Origin of the sequence: Erysipelatoclostridium sp. An15, assembly GCF_002160675.1 — a bacterium.
In the GTDB taxonomy this organism is placed as follows: Bacteria; Bacillota_I; Bacilli_A; order Erysipelotrichales; family Coprobacillaceae; genus Thomasclavelia; species Thomasclavelia merdavium.
In genome coordinates, this window is the sequence record NZ_NFLA01000017.1 from 1 (window position 1) to 21,771 (window position 21,771).

The 21,771-nt window shown below is 29.7% G+C and carries 18 protein-coding genes; 3 read left to right on the forward strand and 15 right to left on the reverse strand.

Annotation, left to right across the window (positions count from 1 at the left end; genetic code table 11):
- Positions 1-212: 212 nt before the first annotated feature.
- Positions 213-3,431 (reverse strand): carbamoyl-phosphate synthase large subunit, encoded by a 3,219-nt coding sequence (carB, locus tag B5E92_RS06960; protein WP_087300565.1) that lies wholly within the window; start codon positions 3,429-3,431, stop codon positions 213-215.
- A gap of 309 nt (positions 3,432-3,740) precedes the next feature.
- On the opposite strand from carB, the gene B5E92_RS06965 reads away from it, so the two are divergent.
- A complete protein-coding gene (locus tag B5E92_RS06965) occupies positions 3,741-4,211 on the forward strand; it encodes a DUF1003 domain-containing protein (RefSeq protein ID WP_087300567.1) in 471 nt (156 codons plus the stop codon).
- Between the two features lie 61 nt (positions 4,212-4,272).
- Positions 4,273-5,157: a glycoside hydrolase family 25 protein gene (locus tag B5E92_RS06970; protein ID WP_087300569.1), complete on the forward strand. Its 885-nt coding sequence runs from the start codon at positions 4,273-4,275 to the stop codon at positions 5,155-5,157.
- 20 nt (positions 5,158-5,177) lie between these two features.
- Here B5E92_RS06970 and B5E92_RS06975 read toward each other — a convergent pair whose 3' ends face one another.
- The 5 genes from B5E92_RS06975 to B5E92_RS06995 all read right to left on the reverse strand — a co-directional run bounded on the left by B5E92_RS06975 (position 5,178) and on the right by B5E92_RS06995 (position 10,045).
- The gene (locus B5E92_RS06975) at positions 5,178-6,827 is read right to left on the reverse strand and encodes an alpha-glucosidase (protein WP_087300571.1); all 1,650 of its coding nucleotides are present in this window, start codon (positions 6,825-6,827) and stop codon (positions 5,178-5,180) included.
- Positions 6,828-6,829: 2 nt separating this feature from the next.
- Entirely contained in the window at positions 6,830-7,603 is a 774-nt protein-coding gene (locus B5E92_RS06980; protein WP_087300573.1) for a ChbG/HpnK family deacetylase, read from the reverse strand.
- A gap of 88 nt (positions 7,604-7,691) precedes the next feature.
- Positions 7,692-8,894 carry a threonine ammonia-lyase gene (gene ilvA, locus B5E92_RS06985; protein WP_087300575.1) on the reverse strand — a complete coding sequence of 401 codons (1,203 nt, stop codon included), beginning with the start codon at positions 8,892-8,894 and terminating at the stop codon, positions 7,692-7,694.
- 144 nt (positions 8,895-9,038) lie between these two features.
- Positions 9,039-9,218, reverse strand: coding sequence for a DUF4250 domain-containing protein (locus B5E92_RS06990; protein WP_087300577.1), 180 nt, complete (start codon positions 9,216-9,218; stop codon positions 9,039-9,041).
- Entirely contained in the window at positions 9,218-10,045 is an 828-nt protein-coding gene (locus tag B5E92_RS06995) for a Cof-type HAD-IIB family hydrolase (RefSeq protein WP_087300579.1), read from the reverse strand. The genes B5E92_RS06990 and B5E92_RS06995 overlap by 1 nt, the downstream gene beginning before the upstream one ends.
- Before the next feature lie 460 nt (positions 10,046-10,505).
- Here B5E92_RS06995 and asnB point away from each other — a divergent pair, with 460 nt between their 5' ends.
- Positions 10,506-12,092, forward strand: coding sequence for an asparagine synthase B (gene asnB, locus B5E92_RS07000; protein WP_087300581.1), 1,587 nt, complete (start codon positions 10,506-10,508; stop codon positions 12,090-12,092).
- Positions 12,093-12,149: 57 nt separating this feature from the next.
- On the opposite strand, the gene B5E92_RS07005 is transcribed toward asnB, so the two are convergent.
- From B5E92_RS07005 to B5E92_RS07045, 9 genes are all read right to left on the reverse strand, one after another.
- Positions 12,150-13,340 (reverse strand): diguanylate cyclase domain-containing protein, encoded by a 1,191-nt coding sequence (locus tag B5E92_RS07005; protein ID WP_087300583.1) that lies wholly within the window; start codon positions 13,338-13,340, stop codon positions 12,150-12,152.
- A 136-nt stretch (positions 13,341-13,476) separates the two neighbouring features.
- Complete coding sequence (locus B5E92_RS07010) at positions 13,477-13,908, reverse strand: DUF188 domain-containing protein (protein ID WP_087300585.1); 432 nt, start codon at positions 13,906-13,908, stop codon at positions 13,477-13,479.
- The gene (locus B5E92_RS07015; protein WP_087300587.1) at positions 13,896-14,474 is read right to left on the reverse strand and encodes a rhomboid family intramembrane serine protease; all 579 of its coding nucleotides are present in this window, start codon (positions 14,472-14,474) and stop codon (positions 13,896-13,898) included. Before B5E92_RS07015 ends, B5E92_RS07010 begins: the two co-directional genes overlap by 13 nt.
- 2 nt (positions 14,475-14,476) lie before the next feature.
- Positions 14,477-15,277: an immunoglobulin-like domain-containing protein gene (locus tag B5E92_RS07020; protein ID WP_239406419.1), complete on the reverse strand. Its 801-nt coding sequence runs from the start codon at positions 15,275-15,277 to the stop codon at positions 14,477-14,479.
- Positions 15,278-15,639: 362 nt separating this feature from the next.
- Positions 15,640-17,070 carry a glutamate--tRNA ligase gene (gene gltX / locus B5E92_RS07025; protein WP_087300589.1) on the reverse strand — a complete coding sequence of 477 codons (1,431 nt, stop codon included), beginning with the start codon at positions 17,068-17,070 and terminating at the stop codon, positions 15,640-15,642.
- Position 17,071: 1 nt separating this feature from the next.
- Positions 17,072-17,554, reverse strand: coding sequence for a 2-C-methyl-D-erythritol 2,4-cyclodiphosphate synthase (gene ispF / locus B5E92_RS07030; protein WP_087300591.1), 483 nt, complete (start codon positions 17,552-17,554; stop codon positions 17,072-17,074).
- Positions 17,555-17,610: 56 nt separating this feature from the next.
- A complete protein-coding gene (locus tag B5E92_RS07035) occupies positions 17,611-18,315 on the reverse strand; it encodes a hypothetical protein (RefSeq protein WP_087300593.1) in 705 nt (234 codons plus the stop codon).
- 144 nt (positions 18,316-18,459) lie between these two features.
- On the reverse strand, positions 18,460-20,064 hold the full coding sequence (locus B5E92_RS07040; RefSeq protein WP_087300595.1) for a CTP synthase: 1,605 nt from the start codon (positions 20,062-20,064) through the stop codon (positions 18,460-18,462).
- A gap of 399 nt (positions 20,065-20,463) precedes the next feature.
- The gene (locus B5E92_RS07045; protein ID WP_087300597.1) at positions 20,464-21,723 is read right to left on the reverse strand and encodes an HdeD family acid-resistance protein; all 1,260 of its coding nucleotides are present in this window, start codon (positions 21,721-21,723) and stop codon (positions 20,464-20,466) included.
- Positions 21,724-21,771: the final 48 nt, after the last annotated feature.

A 21,771-nucleotide genomic window follows, 5' to 3' on the forward strand; every position in this document is an offset into this window, starting at 1 on the left:
AAAAAACATCTTATTGGCATATTTCATATTAACACTCCATTACTATAATATTTAAATAATTTTTATTGTTTAATATGCCAAAGTTATTTTAAAGACAGTTATATTATAGCATATAAAATACTATATATTATCTCAAATTTATCTCATTTTTATAAACGATAAATATACACAAAAAAAAGTGAAATCAGTTTATTGATTTCACCTTTTTACAATTACTTAATTGCTTTATGATATTCTTGTAATGATTTAACTTCATGGCTACCATGAATTTTCATTTCCATAATTCCTTCTAATGAAGCTTTAGCAGCTGCAATATTAGTTACATAAGGAATTTTCATCTTGATAGCTGATTTACGAATATAACTATCATCATGGGCACTTTGTTTTCCATTAGGTGTATTAATAATCATTGCTAATTCACCATTTGTTAAAGCATCTGAAATATTTGGACGTCCTTCATAGATTTTCTTGATTTTTTCTGCTGGAATTCCATTTTCTTTAATTAAGTTATATGTATTACTTGTAGCAACAATTGTAAATCCAGCATCATAATATCCTTGAGCTAATTCAACTACTTGTGGTTTATCTAAATCACTAACACTGATTAATACTTTTCCTTCAGTAGGTAAAATAGTTTTGGCAGCTTCTTCAGCTTTGTATAATGCTGCACCATAAGAGCTTGCAATTCCTAATACTTCACCTGTTGAACGCATTTCTGGTCCTAAAACAGGGTCTACTTCAGGGAACATATTGAATGGGAATACAGCTTCCTTAACTCCAACATGTGGGATTTTCTTTTCTTTTAATTCAGGTACTGGTGATTTACGTCCTGTTAAATCTAAAGTAACAATATCAGTAGCTATTTTAACCATATTAATGTTACATACTTTTGATACTAAAGGTACTGTTCTTGAAGCTCTTGGATTTGCTTCTAAAACATATACTTTATCATCAGCAATTGCATATTGCATATTCATTAAACCACGAACATTCATTTCTTTTGCAATTTTTTTAGTATATTCTTTAATTGTTTCTAAATGACGCATTGGAATATGTTTAGATGGTAAAATACATGCTGAATCTCCAGAGTGAATACCAGCTAATTCGATATGTTCCATTACTGCTGGAACGAAAACATTTTCTCCATCACTAATAGCATCTGCTTCGCATTCCATTGCATTGTTTAAGAAACGGTCAATTAAGATTGGACGATCTGGAGTAACTCCGACAGCTGCAGCCATATATTCTTTTAAGCTATCATCATCGTATACTACTTCCATACCACGACCACCTAATACATAAGAAGGTCTAACCATTAATGGATAACCAATTTTAGCAGCGATTTCTAATGCTTCATGTACATCAACAGCCATTCCTGATTCTGGCATTGGAATTTCTAATTTTTCCATCATTTCATTGAATAAATCACGGTCTTCTGCCATATCAATAGTTTCTGGTGTTGTACCTAAGATATTAACACCATTCTTTTTAAGTTGTGCTGCTAAATTAAGTGGTGTTTGTCCACCAAATTGAGCGATAACTCCAACTGGTTTTTCTTTTTCATGAATACTTAAAACATCTTCTAATGTTAAAGGTTCAAAATATAATTTATCTGACGTATCATAATCTGTTGATACAGTTTCAGGGTTACAGTTTACAATAATAGTTTCAAACCCTAATTTTTTTAGCGCTAAAGAAGCATGAACACAGCAATAGTCAAATTCGATACCCTGACCAATACGGTTAGGTCCACCACCTAAAATCATAACTTTTTGTTTATCGTGATGAATATCGCTATGATCTTCAGCATTATAAGTTGAATAGTAATATGAACTATCTTTTGTACCACTTACATGGACTGGTTCCCAAGCTTGATTAATTCCATTAGCTTTACGTAATTCTCTAATTGTTGTTTCATCTTCATCTAAAATTTGGCTTAAATATTTATCAGAGAAACCATTTTGTTTAGCGTGTTTTAAAACATCTACTGGTAATTCTTTACCTTTGTATGTTTTAATCATTTCTTCTTCTTCAACTAATTCTTTCATTTGTTCAATGAAATAAGTTTTGATTTGTGTTAGCTCATGTAATTCTTCAACAGTAGCACCTTTACGTAATGCTTCATACATAATAAATTGTCTTTCACTAGTAGGATTAGCTAATAATTTAATTAACTCATCTTTTGATAATTCATTAAAGTTTTTAGCATAACCTAAACCATAACGTCCGATTTCTAAAGAACGAATTGCTTTTTGGAAAGCTTCTTTGTATGTTTTTCCAATACTCATTACTTCCCCAACAGCTTTCATTTGAGTACCAAGTTTATCTTCAGCACCTTTGAATTTTTCAAATGCCCAACGTGCAAATTTAATAACTACATAGTCACCATCAGGTACATATTTATCTAATGTTCCATATTTACCACATGGAATATCTTCCATTGTAAGACCCGCTGCCAACATTGCTGATACTAAAGCAATTGGGAATCCTGTTGCCTTACTTGCTAAAGCTGATGAACGAGAAGTTCTTGGGTTAATTTCAATAACTACGATACGATCACTTACTGGATCATGAGCAAATTGAACATTAGTTCCCCCAATTACACCAATTGATTCAACAATTTTAAATGCTTGTTCTTTTAAACGATCTTGAACTTCTTGAGGTACAGTTAACATTGGTGCACTACAGAATGAATCTCCAGTATGAACTCCCATTGGGTCAATGTTTTCAATGAAACATACTGTAATCATATTGTTATTAGCATCACGAACAACTTCAACTTCTAATTCTTCCCAACCTAAAATAGATTCTTCAATTAAACATTGATTTACTAAACTAGCTTGTAATCCTCTAGAAACAACAGTTTTTAATTCTTCAACATTATAAACTAAACCGCCTCCGGCTCCACCCATTGTATAAGCAGGTCTAACAACAACTGGGTAACCTAATTTATCAGCGATAGCTAATGCTTCATCGACAGTAGTTGCAATTTCACTACGAGCCATTTCAATTCCTAATTTATCCATTTCTTTTTTGAATTCTAAACGGTCTTCACCACGTTCAATTGCATCAACTTGAACCCCTAATACTTTAACGTTATACTTATCTAATACTCCGGCTTCATTTAATTCAGAACATAAATTTAAAGCAGATTGTCCTCCTAAGTTAGGAAGTAAAGCATCTGGACGTTCTTTTTCAATGATTTGTGTTAATCTTTCTACATTTAATGGTTCAATGTATGTAACATCAGCAGTTTCCGGATCTGTCATGATTGTTGCTGGATTTGAGTTTACCAAAACAATCTTATAACCTAAACTTCTTAATGCTTTACATGCTTGTGTCCCTGAATAGTCAAATTCACATGCTTGACCAATAACGATTGGTCCTGAACCAATTACTAATACAGTGTTAATGTCTTCTCTTTTTGGCATCTTTTATTCCTCCATCTATAAATTTTATCTTACCCACAAAAAAACATATCAATAAAATGATATGTTAATTAAAAAAACAGAAATATAAAAGAATTGAAAATGATTAAACATAGCTAAAATTACTTTTTTCATCATTATCACTCCTTTTACTTTTTATCTACTCTAGTATACATAACCTAGAACAACTATTCAATAATTTTAAAATAAGTTATCACGATAATAACTCCTCCTTATTTCAACATTTTTTTCATTAAATAATCATTAGTTTAAAACAAATTTAAATGTAAATAATATAACTAAGGTGATTCAATGAAAAAGCTAACACATACAAAAATAATCAACGAAATTTTAGAAAATGTCCGTGATGATATGGCCGATGAAGAAATCATTCATCTAGTCTTAGAAAAAACAGTTTCCCTGCCTGATAAAAGCAGTACAACTAAAGGGCAGAAACTAGCAGATATAATAGCCAAAATTGCTGGAAGCTGGACTTTTATAATTATTTTCATTATTTTATTGGCGGCCTGGATGATTTTTAATCTCATTTTTAAAAATAGTATCGATCCCTATCCATTTATCTTATTAAATTTAATTTTATCTTGCGTTGCCGCTATTCAGGCCCCAATAATTATGATGTCACAAAACCGCCAAGAACAAAAAGATCGTTTACGAAATGAAAATGATTATAAAGTAAATCTAAAAACTGAAATTATCATTCAAGATTTACATAGTAAACTTGATGAAATTATCGAAGAATTAAAAAAGAACAATCAAGATTAACAATCATCAATTCGACAATATTTAATCAGTATGATAAAATTGTGTCATCGAGGTGATTTTAATGACAAAGAAAAAAAAGTTACCCATTTTAAGTCTCCATAAAATATGGCTTCTTTTTACTATTAGTGCCATTATTTTTTCATTATCACTTTATTATAAACAATATTTAGCCATTTACATAATTCACAGTATCGTCATTTTACTAATAATGTTAGTGGCGATACTGCCCTTTATTTTTAAAAAATATAAAAAGAAACAAAAATTACTTAAAATTATAACTATATTATTATCAATAGCATTAATAACCAGTGGTATTACAATCTATAATCATAACGACCGTCTAGCTAGTGAAGGACAATACATTGGTATTGATGTTTCTAAATGGAATGGCAACATTAATTTGCAATTAGCTAAACAAGAAATTGATTTTGTAATTATTAGATGTGGCTATACCTCTTTATCAGATGGTACAACGATCAAAGAAGATCCTTTATTTGAACAAAATATCAATCAATGTATTCAGTTATCAATACCATATGGTGTTTATTATTACTCACTAGCTCGTGATGAAACCCAAGCAAAAAAAGAAGCTGATTTTGTAACCTCTAAATTAAATGGTCATATTCCTGAATTAGGTGTTTTTATCGACTTAGAGGATGAAGAATATCAAGGTAATCTTTCAAATCAACAATTAGCTAATGTTGCTGTTTCTTTTCTTGATAATATTCAAAATGAAAATAAAAAAGGAATTTATGCTAATCATCACTGGTGGTCAACTAAATTAACAGATTCAAGATTAGATAACTATATAAAATGGAAAGCTCGTTATAATGATAATAAAGTTTTAGAAGATGGTTTTAGCATCCTGCAATATAGTGAAACTGGCAATGTTAAAGGTATTAATACTAACGTTGATTTAAACTTAATTACTAATAAATACTGGTAAAAGCCACGAAATCGTGGCTTTTATTCTACATACATAATTGTTTGATATGGTTTTAAAGTCTTTTGGTCATATTCATGATAATTATTTAGTATAATTTGTTTATCAGTAGAATATGATTGTTCTTGATTAGAGAAGTTACATACATTTACTACTGTTTGATCTTTATAACTACGTTTATAAACAATTAACAAATCATTTTCATGTTCTACTGGAATGAAATCACCAAATGTTAATACATCACTATATTCGCTTTTTTGTCTTAAAGCAATCATTTTCTTATAAAAACTATAAACTGAATCAGGATCATTAAATTGATTTTTAACATTAATTGTTTTATATGTTTCATTTAATGCTAACCAAGGTTCAACATTAGAAAAACCAGCATATTTACTATCATCAAAAGGCATTGGTGTTCTAGCATTATCACGACTACGTTTATTAACTAATTCTAATGCTTCTTCTTCACTAAATCCTTCTTCAAGCATTCTAGCGTATTGACCATGTGTACTAATATCATCATATTCATCAATTGAATGACGAACACAATTAGCCATACCTAATTCTTCACCTTGATAAATATATGGTACTCCTCTTAAAAAGAAATACATAGAACCAATCATTGTTGCACTATGATAACCATGATCGGCTTTATTAACGATTAACTTATCTAACGAGCGAGGCTGGTCATGATTTTCTAGAAAAGTCCCAACCCAACCGATCTTATTAACTTCAGTTTGTGAAGTAAAAATTAAATCACGGAATTGTTTAACAGTCCAATCTTTTCTAATAAACCATTCTTCATTATCTCCGATATCAAAATTAGAATAGTTAAAATCAAACATTGAATCGAAGCAGCCATCTTTTCCAATATAAATACCTAATTTGTCATATGATACTCCATAAGCTTCTGATATTGTCATACAATCGTATTTTGCAAAAGTATTTTCTTTTAATTCTTTAAAGAACACTTCAATTCCTGGCTGATTACGAGCAAATGGAATGCAAGATACTAAACCATCTTCACCATCAGGCTCACCATCTTGATAACGTTGATCTTTTTTAATAAAGTTAATAGCGTCAACTCTAAATCCGGCAATCCCTTTATCTAGCCACCAGTTAATCATTTTATATACTTCTTTACGTAACGTCGGATTTTCCCAATTTAAACATGGTTGTTTTTTTGAAAATGCATGGAAATAATATTCATCATCCCCTACTTTTTCCCAAACTGAACCACCAAAAATACTGCGCCAGTTACAAGGAGCATGTCCATCTACTCCTTTTTTAAAAATATAATAATCACGATATTTACTATCAGGATTTTTCAAAGCTTCTTGAAACCAGGCATGTTCATCAGAAGTATGATTGACTACTAAATCCATAATAATCTTGATACCTCGCTCTTTACCTTTTTCAATTAATTCATCTAAATCCGCCATAGTTCCAAACATTGGATTAATATCGTAATAATCACTAATGTCATAACCATTATCATCCATTGGTGAAGCATAAATCGGACAAAGCCACAAACTAGTTACTCCTAAATCACTAAAATAATCTAATTTTTCAATAATCCCTCTTAAGTCACCAATTCCATCATCATTACTATCTTTAAAACTTTTTGGGTAAATTTGATAAACAACTTCTTTTTGCCACCATTTTTCTTCCATTTTTATTTTCCTACCTTTTTTAAATCTCTAAATGAAATAATTTCAATTTGATTATCAGTTAACCATTTTTTTAATTTAGCACTCGTAACTAAAGCATAATCATATAATCGTGGTTTTAACATTGATGATGTTATTGCAACATCATAGTCAATAAAACCAGGATGAGTAACTAAAAGATTAATTCCTTCATTAATTTGATAATGTCCATCGATAAACACTTTTTCAAAATCACAATCATGATCATTATAATAATCATATTGGGCCATAGATTGTTTAAAAATATTATTATCAAAACATGTTTGATCAAATAAACATACCGGTACTTGATACTCACGATAAATTCTTAATACCGCATTTATTAAAGGTTCAATTTCTAAAACATGAACATCAATATATTCTGGAATTTCACCGACTAATTCAATATATCGCTCTATTTGATACTTTGCCTCAATATAAGCCTCTTCTTCGCTAAATAATTGTTCATTATTAGCCAGTTGTTTTCTTCTAATTGAACTTTTAATAAAATAGCCATCTTGATCAACTAAATTAGGAATTTTATCTTTTGGCGCTAAAGCTTTTCCGTTAGTTACATTAACATGTAACCCTAAACATAAACCTTTATGCTTTTTAGCTAAAACTACTGCCTCTTTAGCAAAAGGCATATTAACCATTAATGCCATACTATTTACTATCCCGTTTTGATAAGCTGATAGCATTCCCATGGTTACCCCTTCACTATATCCCAAATCATCACCACGAATTAGCAATTGTTTCATTTTGATAACCTCCATGTTTATATTATAAAACATGCCAACAAAAAATGGAAAACTATTTATTTAAAAAAATAAAAAGGACATGCGTCCTTTAATCGATTTTTGTAATTGTATATCCAAGTTTTGTAAACTCATCAATAATACTTTGAATATGAGCATGTCCATTAGTTTCGGCAGTAACTCGAAGTTCCACTTCAGAAAAACGAGCATAGTTTTTAAATTGATTATGATCAACACCAATAACATTAGCATTCATTCGTGCTAATACTTTAGAAATAATTTCTAATTGTCCTGGTTTATCTGCTAATTGAACAGAGAATGTAAAGATTCTACCACGAGATAACAATCCTTTATTAATCATTGAAGAAATAGTCAACACATCAATATTTCCACCACTAATTAATGAAACAACTTTCTTACCTTTAACATCCAATTTTTTCAACCCAGCTAACGCTAAAATTCCAGACCCCTCAGCAACAAGCTTATGTTTTTCAACTAATACTAAGAACGCTTCCATTAATTCATAATCATTAACTAAAACAATATCATCAACATATTCTTTAATGTATTTAAATGTTTTAGAACCGATTTGTTGTACTGCTGTACCATCAGCAATTGTATCTACTTCTTTTAATAAAACAACCTGATCTTCTTGAATAGCTGCTGAAGCACTAGCAGCCCCTTCAGGTTCAACCCCAATAATTTTAATATCTGGTTTAATCATTTTAGCAGCAGCAGCGATTCCTGAAATCAATCCCCCACCACCAATTGGTACTAATATCATATCAGTATCTGGTAATTCATCTAAAATTTCTAAAGCAATTGTTCCTTGTCCTTCCATGACATCTTCATCATCAAATGGATGAACAAAAGTATAACCTTCGCTTTCTTGCAATTCTACTGCTTTTGCGTAAGCATCATCATATACTTCACCAGCTAAAACTACTTCAGCTCCATGAGCTTTAGTGGCTTCAACTTTAATTAATGGTGTATGGCTTGGCATAACGATAGTTGCTTTAACTCCAAGTTTATTAGCAGCATAGGCAACTCCCTGAGCATGATTACCTGCTGAAGATGCAATTAGACCACGTTTTTTAGCTTCGTCATCAAGTTTTACAATTTTATTATACGCACCTCTAATTTTAAAAGCGCCAGTTCGCTGTAAATTTTCCGGTTTGATATAGACATCATTGCCACATTCTTCTGAAAAAGCATCACTATGAATCAAATGAGTTTCTAAAATTACTTCATCAACCCGTTTTTTTGCAGCTTTAAAATCTTCTAATTTTAACATTTGGCTATTCCCCCTTAATAAACGTATTATAGCATTTATCATTAAAAAGTAAAAGAGAGTATTTTTTAGCAAAAATTTCATTTTAGAAAATAATAAAAACGAAGAAAATAATAATTCTTCGTCTTTTAACAACCACATATAATATTATTTAGCTTTTATCTGATTATTACTTTCATCATAATAAAAACCATTAGCTTCTAATTTATTCATTATTTCTTCACTATTTCCATCATTAATTTCAATCACTGTTTCTAATGACATATCATCATCTCTTAGTTTCATATTTAACATACTTACTAACATATTAATATCATTTGGCAACATTAAATTTCACCTCTTTCTACTAACTTATTTAAACAATCATAAATTCCTTCATCATCATTAGATAAAGTAATATAATTAGCACGCTGTTTAACTTCATCAACAGCATTTCCCATAGCAACACCTAATCCTGAAAATTCTATTAAGCTAAGATCATTATAACCATCACCAAAACTAATAATTTCTTCTGGTCTAATATTTAACGAATCAGCCAATACTTTTAACGATGCCGCTTTATCAATATCTTTAGCCATAACTTCAATAAAATACGCTGCTGAACGATAAATACTTAATGAATCTTTAAACGGTGCTTTAAACTCATCTTCAATTTTAGCTGCATATTCAGGTTTACCTGTCAATAATACTTTATTTACCGGATAATCAACAACCGCTTTGAAATCATCTACCTGTTTTAATGGCATATTATTTATTTTAGATTCAATTTGTACATATTGATCAGCACTATCTTCAGTAATAATTTCCTGATCAGTATATGTCATAACTGCCAAATTATATTTTTTAGCTCGATCATAAACTAAATGAGCAGTTGTGGCATCGAATATTTTTTGAAAAATAACTTCTTTAGTTTGATAATTAACAACTTTAGCTCCATTAAATGATAACAAATAACCACCAAAGTCATTTAATTGCAACTCATTAGCTTCTGCATATAAACCTGCAGTAGGTCGCCCTGATGCTAAAACTATTACAATTCCTTTTTTAGCAAGCTCAATTAAGATTTTTTTTGTTTTGGGCAAGATTATTCTTCCCGTAGCATCACTACTTTTTAATGTACCATCTAAATCTAACGCAATCATTTTATACTTCATTTTCATACCTCACTATTTTGCCACTAGTTTATGATAAAACACCCATTATTGTCAATTGATTTATAATTATTATCATTTTTTAAAAATTTTTCTACTCTTTAATAAGAAATTTTATTTATATTAATTATTTTTTATTGCTTTTAATAATAAAATAGTATATACTAACTTCAATAAACAAAGGCATTGACGAGGAGAGTAGTTTTCTATCAAAACTAAAGCGAGTCAGGGATTGGTGCAAGCCTGATAGTGGAGTAGATTACCAAGAACACCTAAGAGCCGTCTACCGAAAGCTTTTGCAAGTAGGCTAGAACGTTACCAATGACGTTACCATTGGCGGGTATCGAGTACTCTATGAAGTATTTTCCGTACCATGTAACTAGGAAAAATATAGGTTATAAGGTACTCGCTACTTAGCGAGTTTTTATATTTATAACATTAATTTTTAAGGGGGAAATTAATTATGTGTGGATTTTTAGTTGTCGGTAGTAGCGATATCGAACTACAAGTTTTTAATGATGCACTAGACCAGGCGGCGTATCGCGGCCCTGATCATCAGCATGTAAGTGTTAACGAAGGAATCACTTGGGGATTTAATCGTTTATCAATTATGGACTTATCATCTAAAGGTAATCAACCTTTTGTTTATAAAGATTGTGTATTAGTATGTAATGGGGAAATATACAATTATCCAATCTTGAAAAAGGAATTAGAAAATGAATATACTTTTAAATCTGGTAGTGATTGTGAAGTTTTAATTCCTTTATATGATAAATACGGTATTGAGATTTTATGTAAATTTCTTGATGCTGAGTTTGCGATGGTTTTATATGATGTTAAAGAAAAAAAGATCATGGCTGCTCGTGATCCAATGGGGATTCGCCCTATGTTTTATGGTTATAGTAAAACAAGTGGTGATATTTGCTTTGCTTCAGAAGCTAAAAGCTTAATTTCATTATGTGATGATATTATGCCTTTTCCACCAGGTCATTATTATTTAGATGGTAAATTTATTTGTTTTAATGATTTAAGTGATCCTAAAACAATTAACACTGATGATTTGGATACTATTGCGATTAATTTAAAAACCAAACTAGAAAAAGCCGTTAAAAAAAGATTTATGTCTGATGCCCCAATTGGGTATTTATTAAGTGGCGGTTTAGATTCATCACTAGTATGTGCTATTGCAGCTCGTTTAAACAGCAGACCAATTAGAACCTTCGCTATTGGAATGGAAACTGATCCAATTGATTTGAAATACGCAAGACAAGTAGCTGATTTTTTAGGTACTGAACATACTGAGGTTGTTATGAGCAAAGAAGATATTCTAACCAATTTAAAAGAAGTTATCTTCCATTTAGAAACTTATGATATTACTACAATTAGAGCAAGTATGGGAATGTATCTTTTATGCAAATATATTCATGAACATACTGATATTAAAGTAATAATGACTGGTGAAGTAAGCGATGAACTATTTGGTTATAAGTATACTGATTTTGCACCTAATGCTTTCGAATTCCAAAATGAAGCTAAAAAAAGAATCAAAGAATTGTATATGTACGATGTTTTAAGAGCTGATCGTTGCATTTCTGCTCATGCTTTAGAAGGACGAGTACCTTTTGCGGATATTGATTTTGTCGATTATGCTATGAGCATTGATCCAGCTAAAAAAATGAATACTTATAATAAAGGAAAATATCTACTGCGCAAGGCTTTTAAAGACCAGGGATATTTACCAGATGAAATTTTATTTAGAGAAAAAGCGGCATTTTCTGATGCGGTAGGTCATTCTATGGTTGATTATCTTAAAGAATATGCTGAAAGTATTTATAGCGATGACGATGTTATTGCTGCTAAAAAGAAATATCCTTTTGCAACACCATTTACAAAAGAATCTTTACTATATCGTGACATTTTTGAATCTTTTTATCCTAATCAAGCTAAATGGGTAAAAGATTTCTGGATGCCAAATAAAAACTGGGAAAACTGTGATGTAAACGACCCAAGTGCTCGAGTTTTAAAAAATTATGGTGATAGTGGTAAATAAACTTAATAATAAAACTTCTCTAGTTAAGATTACTTAGAGAAGTTTTATTTTGGTGTTTTAATTTTTGAAAAACATGACTTGATTTTTACCATTTTGCTTAACTTCATACAAAGCTTGATCAGCTTTTTGGAAAGCCTGATTAAAATCAATTGTATTATCCACAGCTGTTACTCCAACACTATATCCTAAACAAATTTTATTTCCCTTTAAGACTAATGTTTTTTTACTCATCTTTAAAAGCCGTTCTATTTTTTGAACAACTTTTTCTTTATCACAATTTAAAAATAAAATGACGAACTCATCCCCACCATAACGACAAACATAATCCTCACGTTCTAACAACAAAACAATTCTTGAGGCTGTTGCACAAATAACTTCATCACCAACATTGTGACCATAATTATCATTTATTGCTTTAAAATCATCAAGATCAACAATACAAAGATAACCATCTTTATTCTGATTAATTTGAAAATACTTTTTGTAATAGTATTCAAACATTAACCTGGTCGGAAACAATGTCAAACTATCACTATATTTCAACAAGTTTTTACTAACCTGCATATAATTAACACCTTTTTTATCTTTAGTAGTAATTGGAATTAAATAATTCTTATCATGACCAATAAATTCAAACTGACTGCGAAATCTTGTTTCATAATTAATCGTTTGTTCATGAATTACAGCATTAAAAATATCATCATAACTTTGCCCTAAAACATGACTACCAATTAATTCTTTAAATGTCTTAGCTTCTTGATTATAATAATCACAGTTTTGAGCTCGTTTATTTTTATAAATGATTTCACCTTGGGCATTACTAATTACTATTTTATTAGGAATACTATTTAAATAAAATTCTAATCGTTCGCGTTCATAATCCAGACTTTTCATTTCAGTAATATCCATAATAGTTACATACCAGCAATTATTATCACGATCATATTTAGCAGTATCATGAACCCAAAAAATTTCGCCATTTTTCTTTCTTAATCTAAATTCAAAATCCAAATCTTCTTTTTTAGAAATCTTTTCATCAATAGCAATTAATATTGCCGATACATCATCAACTACTAAATCAGCAAAACGATTATCAAAATTATCTTTAATCTCTTTAGCAGTATAACCAATCATTTTATAAAAGTAATCATTAGCATAGATTATTGTTGAATAGGGATCATTTTTACAATAAAGCACCCCTGAATGAATATGATCTAATACCTCTTTATAATAAACATTGAAATCCATACCGATACTTTTCTCCTTATTACCATAATATTGCAATTATATAAGATATATTCTTTTATATCAATCAATGTGATAATTAATATTATTATTGTTAACTTAAAAGTTGTTATTATACAAAAAAGATGTATAAAATCATTTATACATCCAAGACTCTTTCTAATTGTTCTAAAAAATACTTTCGAACTTCACTATTTCTTTTTTTAGGCCCTTTCAAATGAACATTAGACCTTCTTTCTTTACTTGATAAATAACGTGACAATAACAATTCATCAATATTATCATTATCGATTATTTTTCCGGAAACATGCAAAACCTTAGCCTTTCTAGTCAATGCTAATGAAGCCAATCCATAATCTTGAGTAATAACAATATCATCTTCTTTAATATCATTAAATAACGCTAAATCAACATTATCTTTACCAGTTTCACAAAAAACAGTAACAGAATAATCATCCAAAATATTATGACTATAATCAACATACACAATCATCTTTTGAGCTTTTTTGATTGCCACATCTTTTATTAAATCAAGATCTGGACAAGCATCACCATCAACTAAAATCGCCATGACATACACCAGATCAATAACATCATTGCTAAAAAGCCACCAATTAAACCACCTAAATGACCCGCTTTAGATACCTGACGATTCATAAGTGTAAAAGCTATATTTATAACAATTATATATAAGTACTGTTGTAACATATATTCAAAATATCCACCAACAAATAAACCTAAAGCAATCATCGCTCCTAAATAGCCATAAAAAATACCACTAGCTCCCAAAGTAACAGTGTTGTAGCTAGATACAGAATGCTTTCCTTGATAATAACAAGCCAAACTAGTAGCTATACAAGTTACTAAAATTAAATATAAATATTGACCTGTTCCTAAAATATATTCAAAAAAATGACCTAAATTATATATACAGTACACATTCATAAAAATATGCAAAATATCAATATGAACAAAATTGGCAGTTATAAACCGCCAATATTCCTTTTTTATTTCAATCCTTGGCATGTAAAATGCCCCATATTTAATTGCTAATGAAACTTTATCATCACTTTTATCAACAAAATTAATAATGATAAATATTATAATCGATATTATAATTATCGCATTTGTTATCAACTTTAATCACCTGACTTTTTTGATTTTAAAACTGTTACCTTTCTAGTTCTTTGTAACGTATTTCCTTTATCATTAGTAACCGAATAGATTACTTCATATTCTCCTTCTTCTTTGGTATCAACATTATTTTTTAGGATTTTTATTTTACTTGTAATATCATTGCCATTTCCATCTGTTGCAGTTACACCGTTTAATGGATCAAACAATGTATCTTTTAAAATCTCGACATCATCAATACCAGATAACGTTGGATTATTACCATTTTGACCAACAACTATTTTAACTCTTAATTGGGCTGATTCATTTCCAGCATTATCCTCGACAAAGATTTTTTCAACATAAGAACCTTTTTCACTAAAAATTTTATAAGTAGCGATTTCGCCATTTTTATCTTTAAAATATGCTGTATATTCAGAATTATCTTCGACTGTTTCAATTAAGTCAATTGCATAAACTTCAGTATTCAAAGCAACATTGAATGTTACTGCTTTTAAAGTAAATACCGGTTTAGTTGTATCAACAATTTCGATTTCAAAAGGATATTCAACACCCAAATATGTTGCAGCTACTTGATATCTTCCTATTTCATTTTTCAAATCTGAAAAATCCAATTCTACCTGTTTTAATATTTCTTCGTTAGCATTAACATAATCCTGTGGCAAATTAGAAATCTCACTTCCATATTCATAGACAAAAACATCACGTTTTATTGTCAAAGGAGAAACATCAAAAGCACAGGCAATCAGCATTGTATCAACGATGATAAAAAAAACTAAAATTGCGGCAACAATTCTATTTTTCACGTCATCATCATCTCCTTTTCCAATAAATTTGTTCACGGAATATATTAGTCTTTTTCAATACAAAAATCAATGATAATAATCAATAATTAAGAGTTTTTATATCTTATAATTTTTAATCATTATGCTCGATACATATCATACTTAATCTATATGAACTTTAGATTAAACCCTCTATATTTATTATACCATCTCACCAATATTAAATCGAATATTACGATTATTTATCTAAAAAAATATCCACATATACTCACTTTATAAACTATAGTATTTCCAAACATTTATGATTAAAAAATAATTTTTGGTTTTAAAAAAAATCCACCAGATCAATCTAGTGGATTTAATAAAATACAATTATTATATATTTATAAACGAGATAATACTTTTTCTTTTCCTAATAAACAAATTGAACTAGCTAAATCAGGACCATGCATAATTCCAGTAGTTGCAATTCTTAGTGGCATATATAACATTTTTCCACGCACTTTAGCTTCTTTTTGAGTTGCTTTGATACAAGCTTGAACATTTTCTTTAGTAAAATCTTCAACAGCTTCTAAATGTTTTTTAAATACTGCCAATGTATTAGGAATACTTTCATCTTTCATAAATTCTTTAGCTTCATCATCTAATACTAATTCATCATTAAAGAATAAATCAACTAATCCTACAATTTCTTTACCATATGACAATTGATCATGATAAGTAGCAATTAAATCATTGATCCATTGTTCACTTTTTGTTGATAGATCATATGCTTCTTCTAAATAAGGACGACATAAAGCTACTACATCTTCTAATGATCTTTCTTTAATATAACGGTTATTAACCCATGTTAATTTATTTTTATCAAACATTGAAGGTGATTTTGAAAGACGTTTTTCACTAAATTCTTTAATTAATTCTTCTTTAGTAAAAATTTCTTGTTCTCCTTCTGGTGACCATCCTAATAATGCCATGAAATTAAACATTGCATCTGGTAAATAACCTTCATCTTTATATTGAGAAACAAATTGCATGATACTTTCATCACGTTTTGATAATTTTTTTCTTTGTTCATTAACAATTAATGTCATATGTCCATAGATTGGTGGTTGCCAACCAAACATTTCATAAAGCATTAATTGTTTTGGAGTATTACTTAGATGTTCTTCACCTCTAAAAACATGAGTAATATCCATAGTATGATCATCAATAACTACTGCAAAATTGTATGTAGGAATACCATTTGCTTTAACAATTACCCAATCGCCAATATCATTTGATTCAAATGATACATGGCCACGAATCATATCTTCAAATTCATAAGTTTTATTTTCTGGTACTCTAAGTCTGATTGTATAAGGAATTCCAGCTGCTTCTTTTTCAGCCACTTCTTCAGCTGTTAAGTTACGACATTTTCCATTGTACATTGGCGCTTTTCCAGCAGCAACTTGACGTTCATGTTCAGCATCTAATTCTTCTGGTGTACAGAAACATTTATAAGCTAAACCACGCTGTAATAATTCATTAGCATATTTACGATAAATATCCAAACGTTCCATTTGACGATATGGAGCATATTTTGGATTAGGATTTAAAGGTGATTCATCAGGAACAATTCCTAACCATGCTAAATTATCTAACTGACTAGCTTCACCACCTTCAATATTTCTTTCAATATCAGTGTCTTCTAATCTAAAAATAAAATCTCCATCATAGTGTTTTGCAAATAAATAATTAAATAATGCAGTTCTTGCACCACCGATATGCAAATGTCCAGTTGGACTAGGAGCATATCTTACTCTTACTTTTTCCATCTTATATTCCTTTCTTTTTTAACATTACTACACATTGGCTGACAGCTCCTTCACTTTTACCGACAAAGCCTAATTTTTCACCACGAGTAGCTTTAATATTGATTCTATCTGGATCACATTTTAAAATCCGGCTAATGTTTGCTTTCATTGTTGGAATGTGAGGTGCCATCTTTGGTTTTTCAATCAAAATAAGGGCATCAAGATTACTGATTTCATAACCTCGCTCATCCATCATTTCATAGGTTTTTTCCATTAAAACAAGTGAACTAATTCCTTTATAACGTTCATCAGTATCACTAAAATGTTTACCAATATCGCCTAAGCCTAAAGCACCGATAATACTTTCAATTACGGCATGACTTAAAACATCGGCATCACTATGACCTAATAAGCCTAATTCTGATTCAATTTCAACGCCACCAATTATTAACTTTCGACCTGGTACTAATTGATGAATATCTGTTGATTGTCCAATTCGATACATATTCTCACTCCTTCACGCCATATTCTAACACAAAAAAGCCCCATATTCTAGGGGCTTTAATCTTCTATTGTTCTTTTGTTCTTTTTACGTTTATAATCTTCTTTACAAAATGATATTGTAGCAACGGCAGTAGCACCTGCCAAATCAAGCATTAAATCTTTCATCGTATCCGCTAGTGCTTCATGACCAACTAAAGGCTCATCGGTTGTTTTATATAACGTTCCACGTGTAGTTTTCATATATTGTTGATTGTTCGTTTTAAAAACATCATCTACTAAATATTCACCAATCTCCCATAAAGCGCCTAATGATAGTGAAAATAAAACAACACTAATACAGATCCAAATATTTCCCATTGAAATATTCACATTATCTTTTTTTACAAAAAACTCTAATAAAACTATCCCAACATATGATAAAACAACGCCTGAAAATGCATGTAAAATCGAATCCCAGACCGGAATCTTGCCGTAGAAATCAAAAACATCACCAAGAACAAAGCCACAAAAAGCAAATACCGTTAATGTCGTTTCTAATAATAATGGTATTTTTAACCCAATTCTTTCTTTTAACTGTTCAGGTAAAATTATTATTACCATCATTAACAATAATTGCCCAATAGTAAAAATTAACCGTCCTTTACGATCTGGATTTTTTCCAATAAACAAAAAGACAATCGCTGTTAATAACATTGCTGCTGTAAACAACGTAATTATTTTCTTTATTACTTTCAAACTTTTATCCGTATTTAACTTAAGCATAATATTGCCTCCAATATGCTATGTATTATACCAAAATCTATCATTAAGAATCAACTGACTATAATAATTTACTAAATTAGAAATTTTTTACTACTTTAAATTTAAAATAAAAAACGCACATTAAGTGCATTTTTTTAATATTATTTATTGTTCGTATTTTCTTTTATGAGCCGCAGTTATCAACCCTTGAAATAATGGTTGTGAACGATTAGGACGACTAGTAAATTCAGGATGGAATTGACAAGCAACGAAATATGGATGCTCTTCAATTTCAATAATTTCAACTAAATTACGTTCTGGATTCACTCCCGAAATAATCAAACCATTATCAATAAGCACTTGACGATATTCATTATTAAACTCATAACGATGACGGTGCCGTTCTTCAATAATTTCTTTACCATACAATTTATGTGCTTTAGTTCCTTTTGTTAATTCACAACGATAATTACCTAGTCTTTGTGTACCTCCCATATCCATTAATGATTGATCAGACATTAATGTAATAATTGGTGTTTTACAGATTTCATCAAACTCAATTGAGTTAGCATCTTTTAAACCACAGACATTACGCGCAAATTCAATAGTTGCCAGTTGCATTCCTAAGCAAATCCCAAAAAATGGCAGCTTATTTACCCTAGCATATTCTATCGCAATGATCATTCCTTCTATACCTCGGTTACCAAATCCACCTGGCACGATCATTCCATCAGCATTCTTTAATTTTTCAGCAACATTATCTCTAGTTATTTCTTCAGAATCAACAAACTCAATATTAATAACACTATTTTCATAATATCCTGCATGTCTTAAGGCTTCATTTACTGATAAATATGCATCTGGTAATTGAGTATATTTACCTACTAATGCAATTGTAATTTCATCATTCAGTCCTTTTACTCGCTCAATTAACTGTTGCCATTCACTCATATTAGCTTTAGGTGCTTCAATTTGTAAATGTTTTAAAACTAAATCATCCATTTTTTGATCCAATAACATCATTGGTAACTCATATAATACATCAACATCATAATTAGAAATTACATTTTGAGTTGGTACATTACAGAATAAAGAAATCTTATCTTTTAATTCTTTATCTATATGCTTTTCACTACGACAAACTATGAAATCCGGTTGAATTCCTAGTCCTCGTAATTCTTTAACACTGTGTTGAGTTGGTTTAGTTTTAACTTCATGACTAGCACCAATATATGGTAATAAAGTAGTATGAATATACAATGTATTTTCATATCCTAAATCTAAACGCACTTGTCTAATTGCTTCAATAAACGGCAAACTTTCAATATCTCCAGTTGTTCCACCGATTTCAGTAATTACAATGTCAGCATTAGAACTAGATGCTGCAGCATAAATTTTAGCTTTTATTTCATTAGTAATATGTGGTACAACTTGAACAGTTGCTCCTAAATAATCACCACGACGTTCTTTAGAAATTACATCACTATAAATTCTTCCAGTAGTAATAGATGAATTACGATTTAATTGTTCATCGATAAATCTTTCATAATGTCCTAAATCTAAATCTGTTTCAGCACCATCACTAGTAACATATACTTCTCCATGTTGGTATGGTGACATAGTTCCTGGGTCTACATTAATATAAGGATCCAATTTTTGCATAAATACTTTTAATCCACGTTGTTTTAAAATTCTTCCTAATGATGCTGCTGTTAGTCCTTTTCCTAAACCAGATACAACACCACCGGTTACAAATATATACTTTGTCATAACTTATTCTCCTTCTATTACAAAATAAAAATGCCTTCCTAAGGAAGACATGCAGGTGCCCTTTTATATTCTAGCAAATTTTTATTATCTAAGCAAGAATTTTTTATTATACACTAATAAAATAAAAAGGAAACTTGGGGAGAGTTTCCTTTACTGTATAGGTCATTACTTGGGGAAGAAGGGGGTGACCTATACATATATATTATTATCTTGTCTTGACGACATTTGATAATATACAAAAGAATTATGAACATAATATGAACTAATGTCAAAAATGTATAAAAAAAGGAACATTTTTCATGTTCCTAATTTGCATAGATGATTAATATGGGAGAGGGGTCATCTATGCAGTATTATTGTCATACTTTGACATGAGTATAATACACCAAATATTATGTATTATTTTTGAAAAAAAGTCAATCTGTTATAAACGTTTTTCGAAACAACTACTCCATTAACACGTTGATACTCTTTTTCAAGATAATTTTGATACGTTCCTGGTGATATTATTCCATTTAAATCAATAATATCTAAACCCCCTTTTCCAACAACACGCTCTGCTAATTTTACACAATTCGAACCTAAAACAAAGTAAGTTTTAAATTTCCCTTTTTTAAATTTATAAAAAAATGCATTTGTAACTAAAAACAATTTGCTTGCATAATCCTTACAATCATTTTTATTATAATAACTACGTGGAAACCATCGATAAGTATCAACCATTAATTTATTTATCTCATTTTTTACACTAACTAATTGTTTAGCTGTTAAACTCAAACCATATGCAAAGATTGTTTGTCGATAGTTTTGAATACAAAAATTCAAATAACGATCACGATCAGCAACAAATAAAACACCATCACCTATGGCTTCAAACATTCTTATTGAATCATGATCGTAATTTCCATAGGAAATAACTTTTTCATCGATGCAAACATCACAGTGTCCTACAGTTCCAAAACCATCAGCACTTACATGAATAAAAATTTCAATATTATATACTTCTTTAGGATCTAGAAAATGTTCTTTTGGTTCTATTTGTAGACGCTCATTTATATAATCCATCATTACCTTTGGAATTAAAGCCGATATCAACAAAGGAATAGGTATTCTAATTCTTCTTTTTAAACTATCCTTTTTTTGTTGAGGAATCGCAATAAATATACCATCAATAATATAATTGATTCCTAGCAGCAATCCATATGCACCAATAAAAATCATCATATTTCTAACATTAGCATATTGTCCAATTAAAAGAGCCAATCCATAAATAATTAATAATAAAGCACCACATAAAACTGGAAAACGATAACTCACACGGTCTTTTTTATAATTCAAATAAGAAATTAAAGTGATTATTCCATTACATGTTATATAAAAAGCAAAGATAATCAAAACAAGCCTAATTGGAATAGCAGTATATCCAATGATAAAAATACCAGCAATAATATTTAAAATGACACTTATTAACGACCCTTTAAAATGCTTACGATAATAATTACTAAGCTCATGAAGACCGTTAACAATCAATATCCAGCCCAAAAGATCAAAAACACGCATTAAAAAATTTTCCTGGTAAATTAAAGCTAATAGTGAAAGAACTATTAAAACTACGCCCAAGATACAATAAAAAATAGAGTTGTAGATATTGCGTCGCATATTATCACCTCTTCACTTATATAATACTATTATATTATTGATATAAAA

Excerpts from the sequence above, each read along its gene's own strand:
- carB (WP_087300565.1), bottom strand. The coding sequence starts at position 3,431 with ATGCCAAAAAGAGAAGACATTAACACTGTATTAGTAATTGGTTCAGGA.
- B5E92_RS06965 (WP_087300567.1), top strand. The coding sequence starts at position 3,741 with ATGAAAAAGCTAACACATACAAAAATAATCAACGAAATTTTAGAAAAT.
- B5E92_RS06970 (WP_087300569.1), top strand. The coding sequence starts at position 4,273 with ATGACAAAGAAAAAAAAGTTACCCATTTTAAGTCTCCATAAAATATGG.
- B5E92_RS06975 (WP_087300571.1), bottom strand. The coding sequence starts at position 6,827 with ATGGAAGAAAAATGGTGGCAAAAAGAAGTTGTTTATCAAATTTACCCA.
- B5E92_RS06980 (WP_087300573.1), bottom strand. The coding sequence starts at position 7,603 with ATGAAACAATTGCTAATTCGTGGTGATGATTTGGGATATAGTGAAGGG.
- ilvA (WP_087300575.1), bottom strand. The coding sequence starts at position 8,894 with ATGTTAAAATTAGAAGATTTTAAAGCTGCAAAAAAACGGGTTGATGAA.
- B5E92_RS06990 (WP_087300577.1), bottom strand. The coding sequence starts at position 9,218 with ATGTTGCCAAATGATATTAATATGTTAGTAAGTATGTTAAATATGAAA.
- B5E92_RS06995 (WP_087300579.1), bottom strand. The coding sequence starts at position 10,045 with ATGAAGTATAAAATGATTGCGTTAGATTTAGATGGTACATTAAAAAGT.
- asnB (WP_087300581.1), top strand. The coding sequence starts at position 10,506 with ATGTGTGGATTTTTAGTTGTCGGTAGTAGCGATATCGAACTACAAGTT.
- B5E92_RS07005 (WP_087300583.1), bottom strand. The coding sequence starts at position 13,340 with ATGGATTTCAATGTTTATTATAAAGAGGTATTAGATCATATTCATTCA.
- B5E92_RS07010 (WP_087300585.1), bottom strand. The coding sequence starts at position 13,908 with ATGGCGATTTTAGTTGATGGTGATGCTTGTCCAGATCTTGATTTAATA.
- gltX (WP_087300589.1), bottom strand. The coding sequence starts at position 17,070 with ATGGAAAAAGTAAGAGTAAGATATGCTCCTAGTCCAACTGGACATTTG.
- ispF (WP_087300591.1), bottom strand. The coding sequence starts at position 17,554 with ATGTATCGAATTGGACAATCAACAGATATTCATCAATTAGTACCAGGT.
- B5E92_RS07035 (WP_087300593.1), bottom strand. The coding sequence starts at position 18,315 with ATGCTTAAGTTAAATACGGATAAAAGTTTGAAAGTAATAAAGAAAATA.
- B5E92_RS07040 (WP_087300595.1), bottom strand. The coding sequence starts at position 20,064 with ATGACAAAGTATATATTTGTAACCGGTGGTGTTGTATCTGGTTTAGGA.
- B5E92_RS07045 (WP_087300597.1), bottom strand. The coding sequence starts at position 21,723 with ATGCGACGCAATATCTACAACTCTATTTTTTATTGTATCTTGGGCGTA.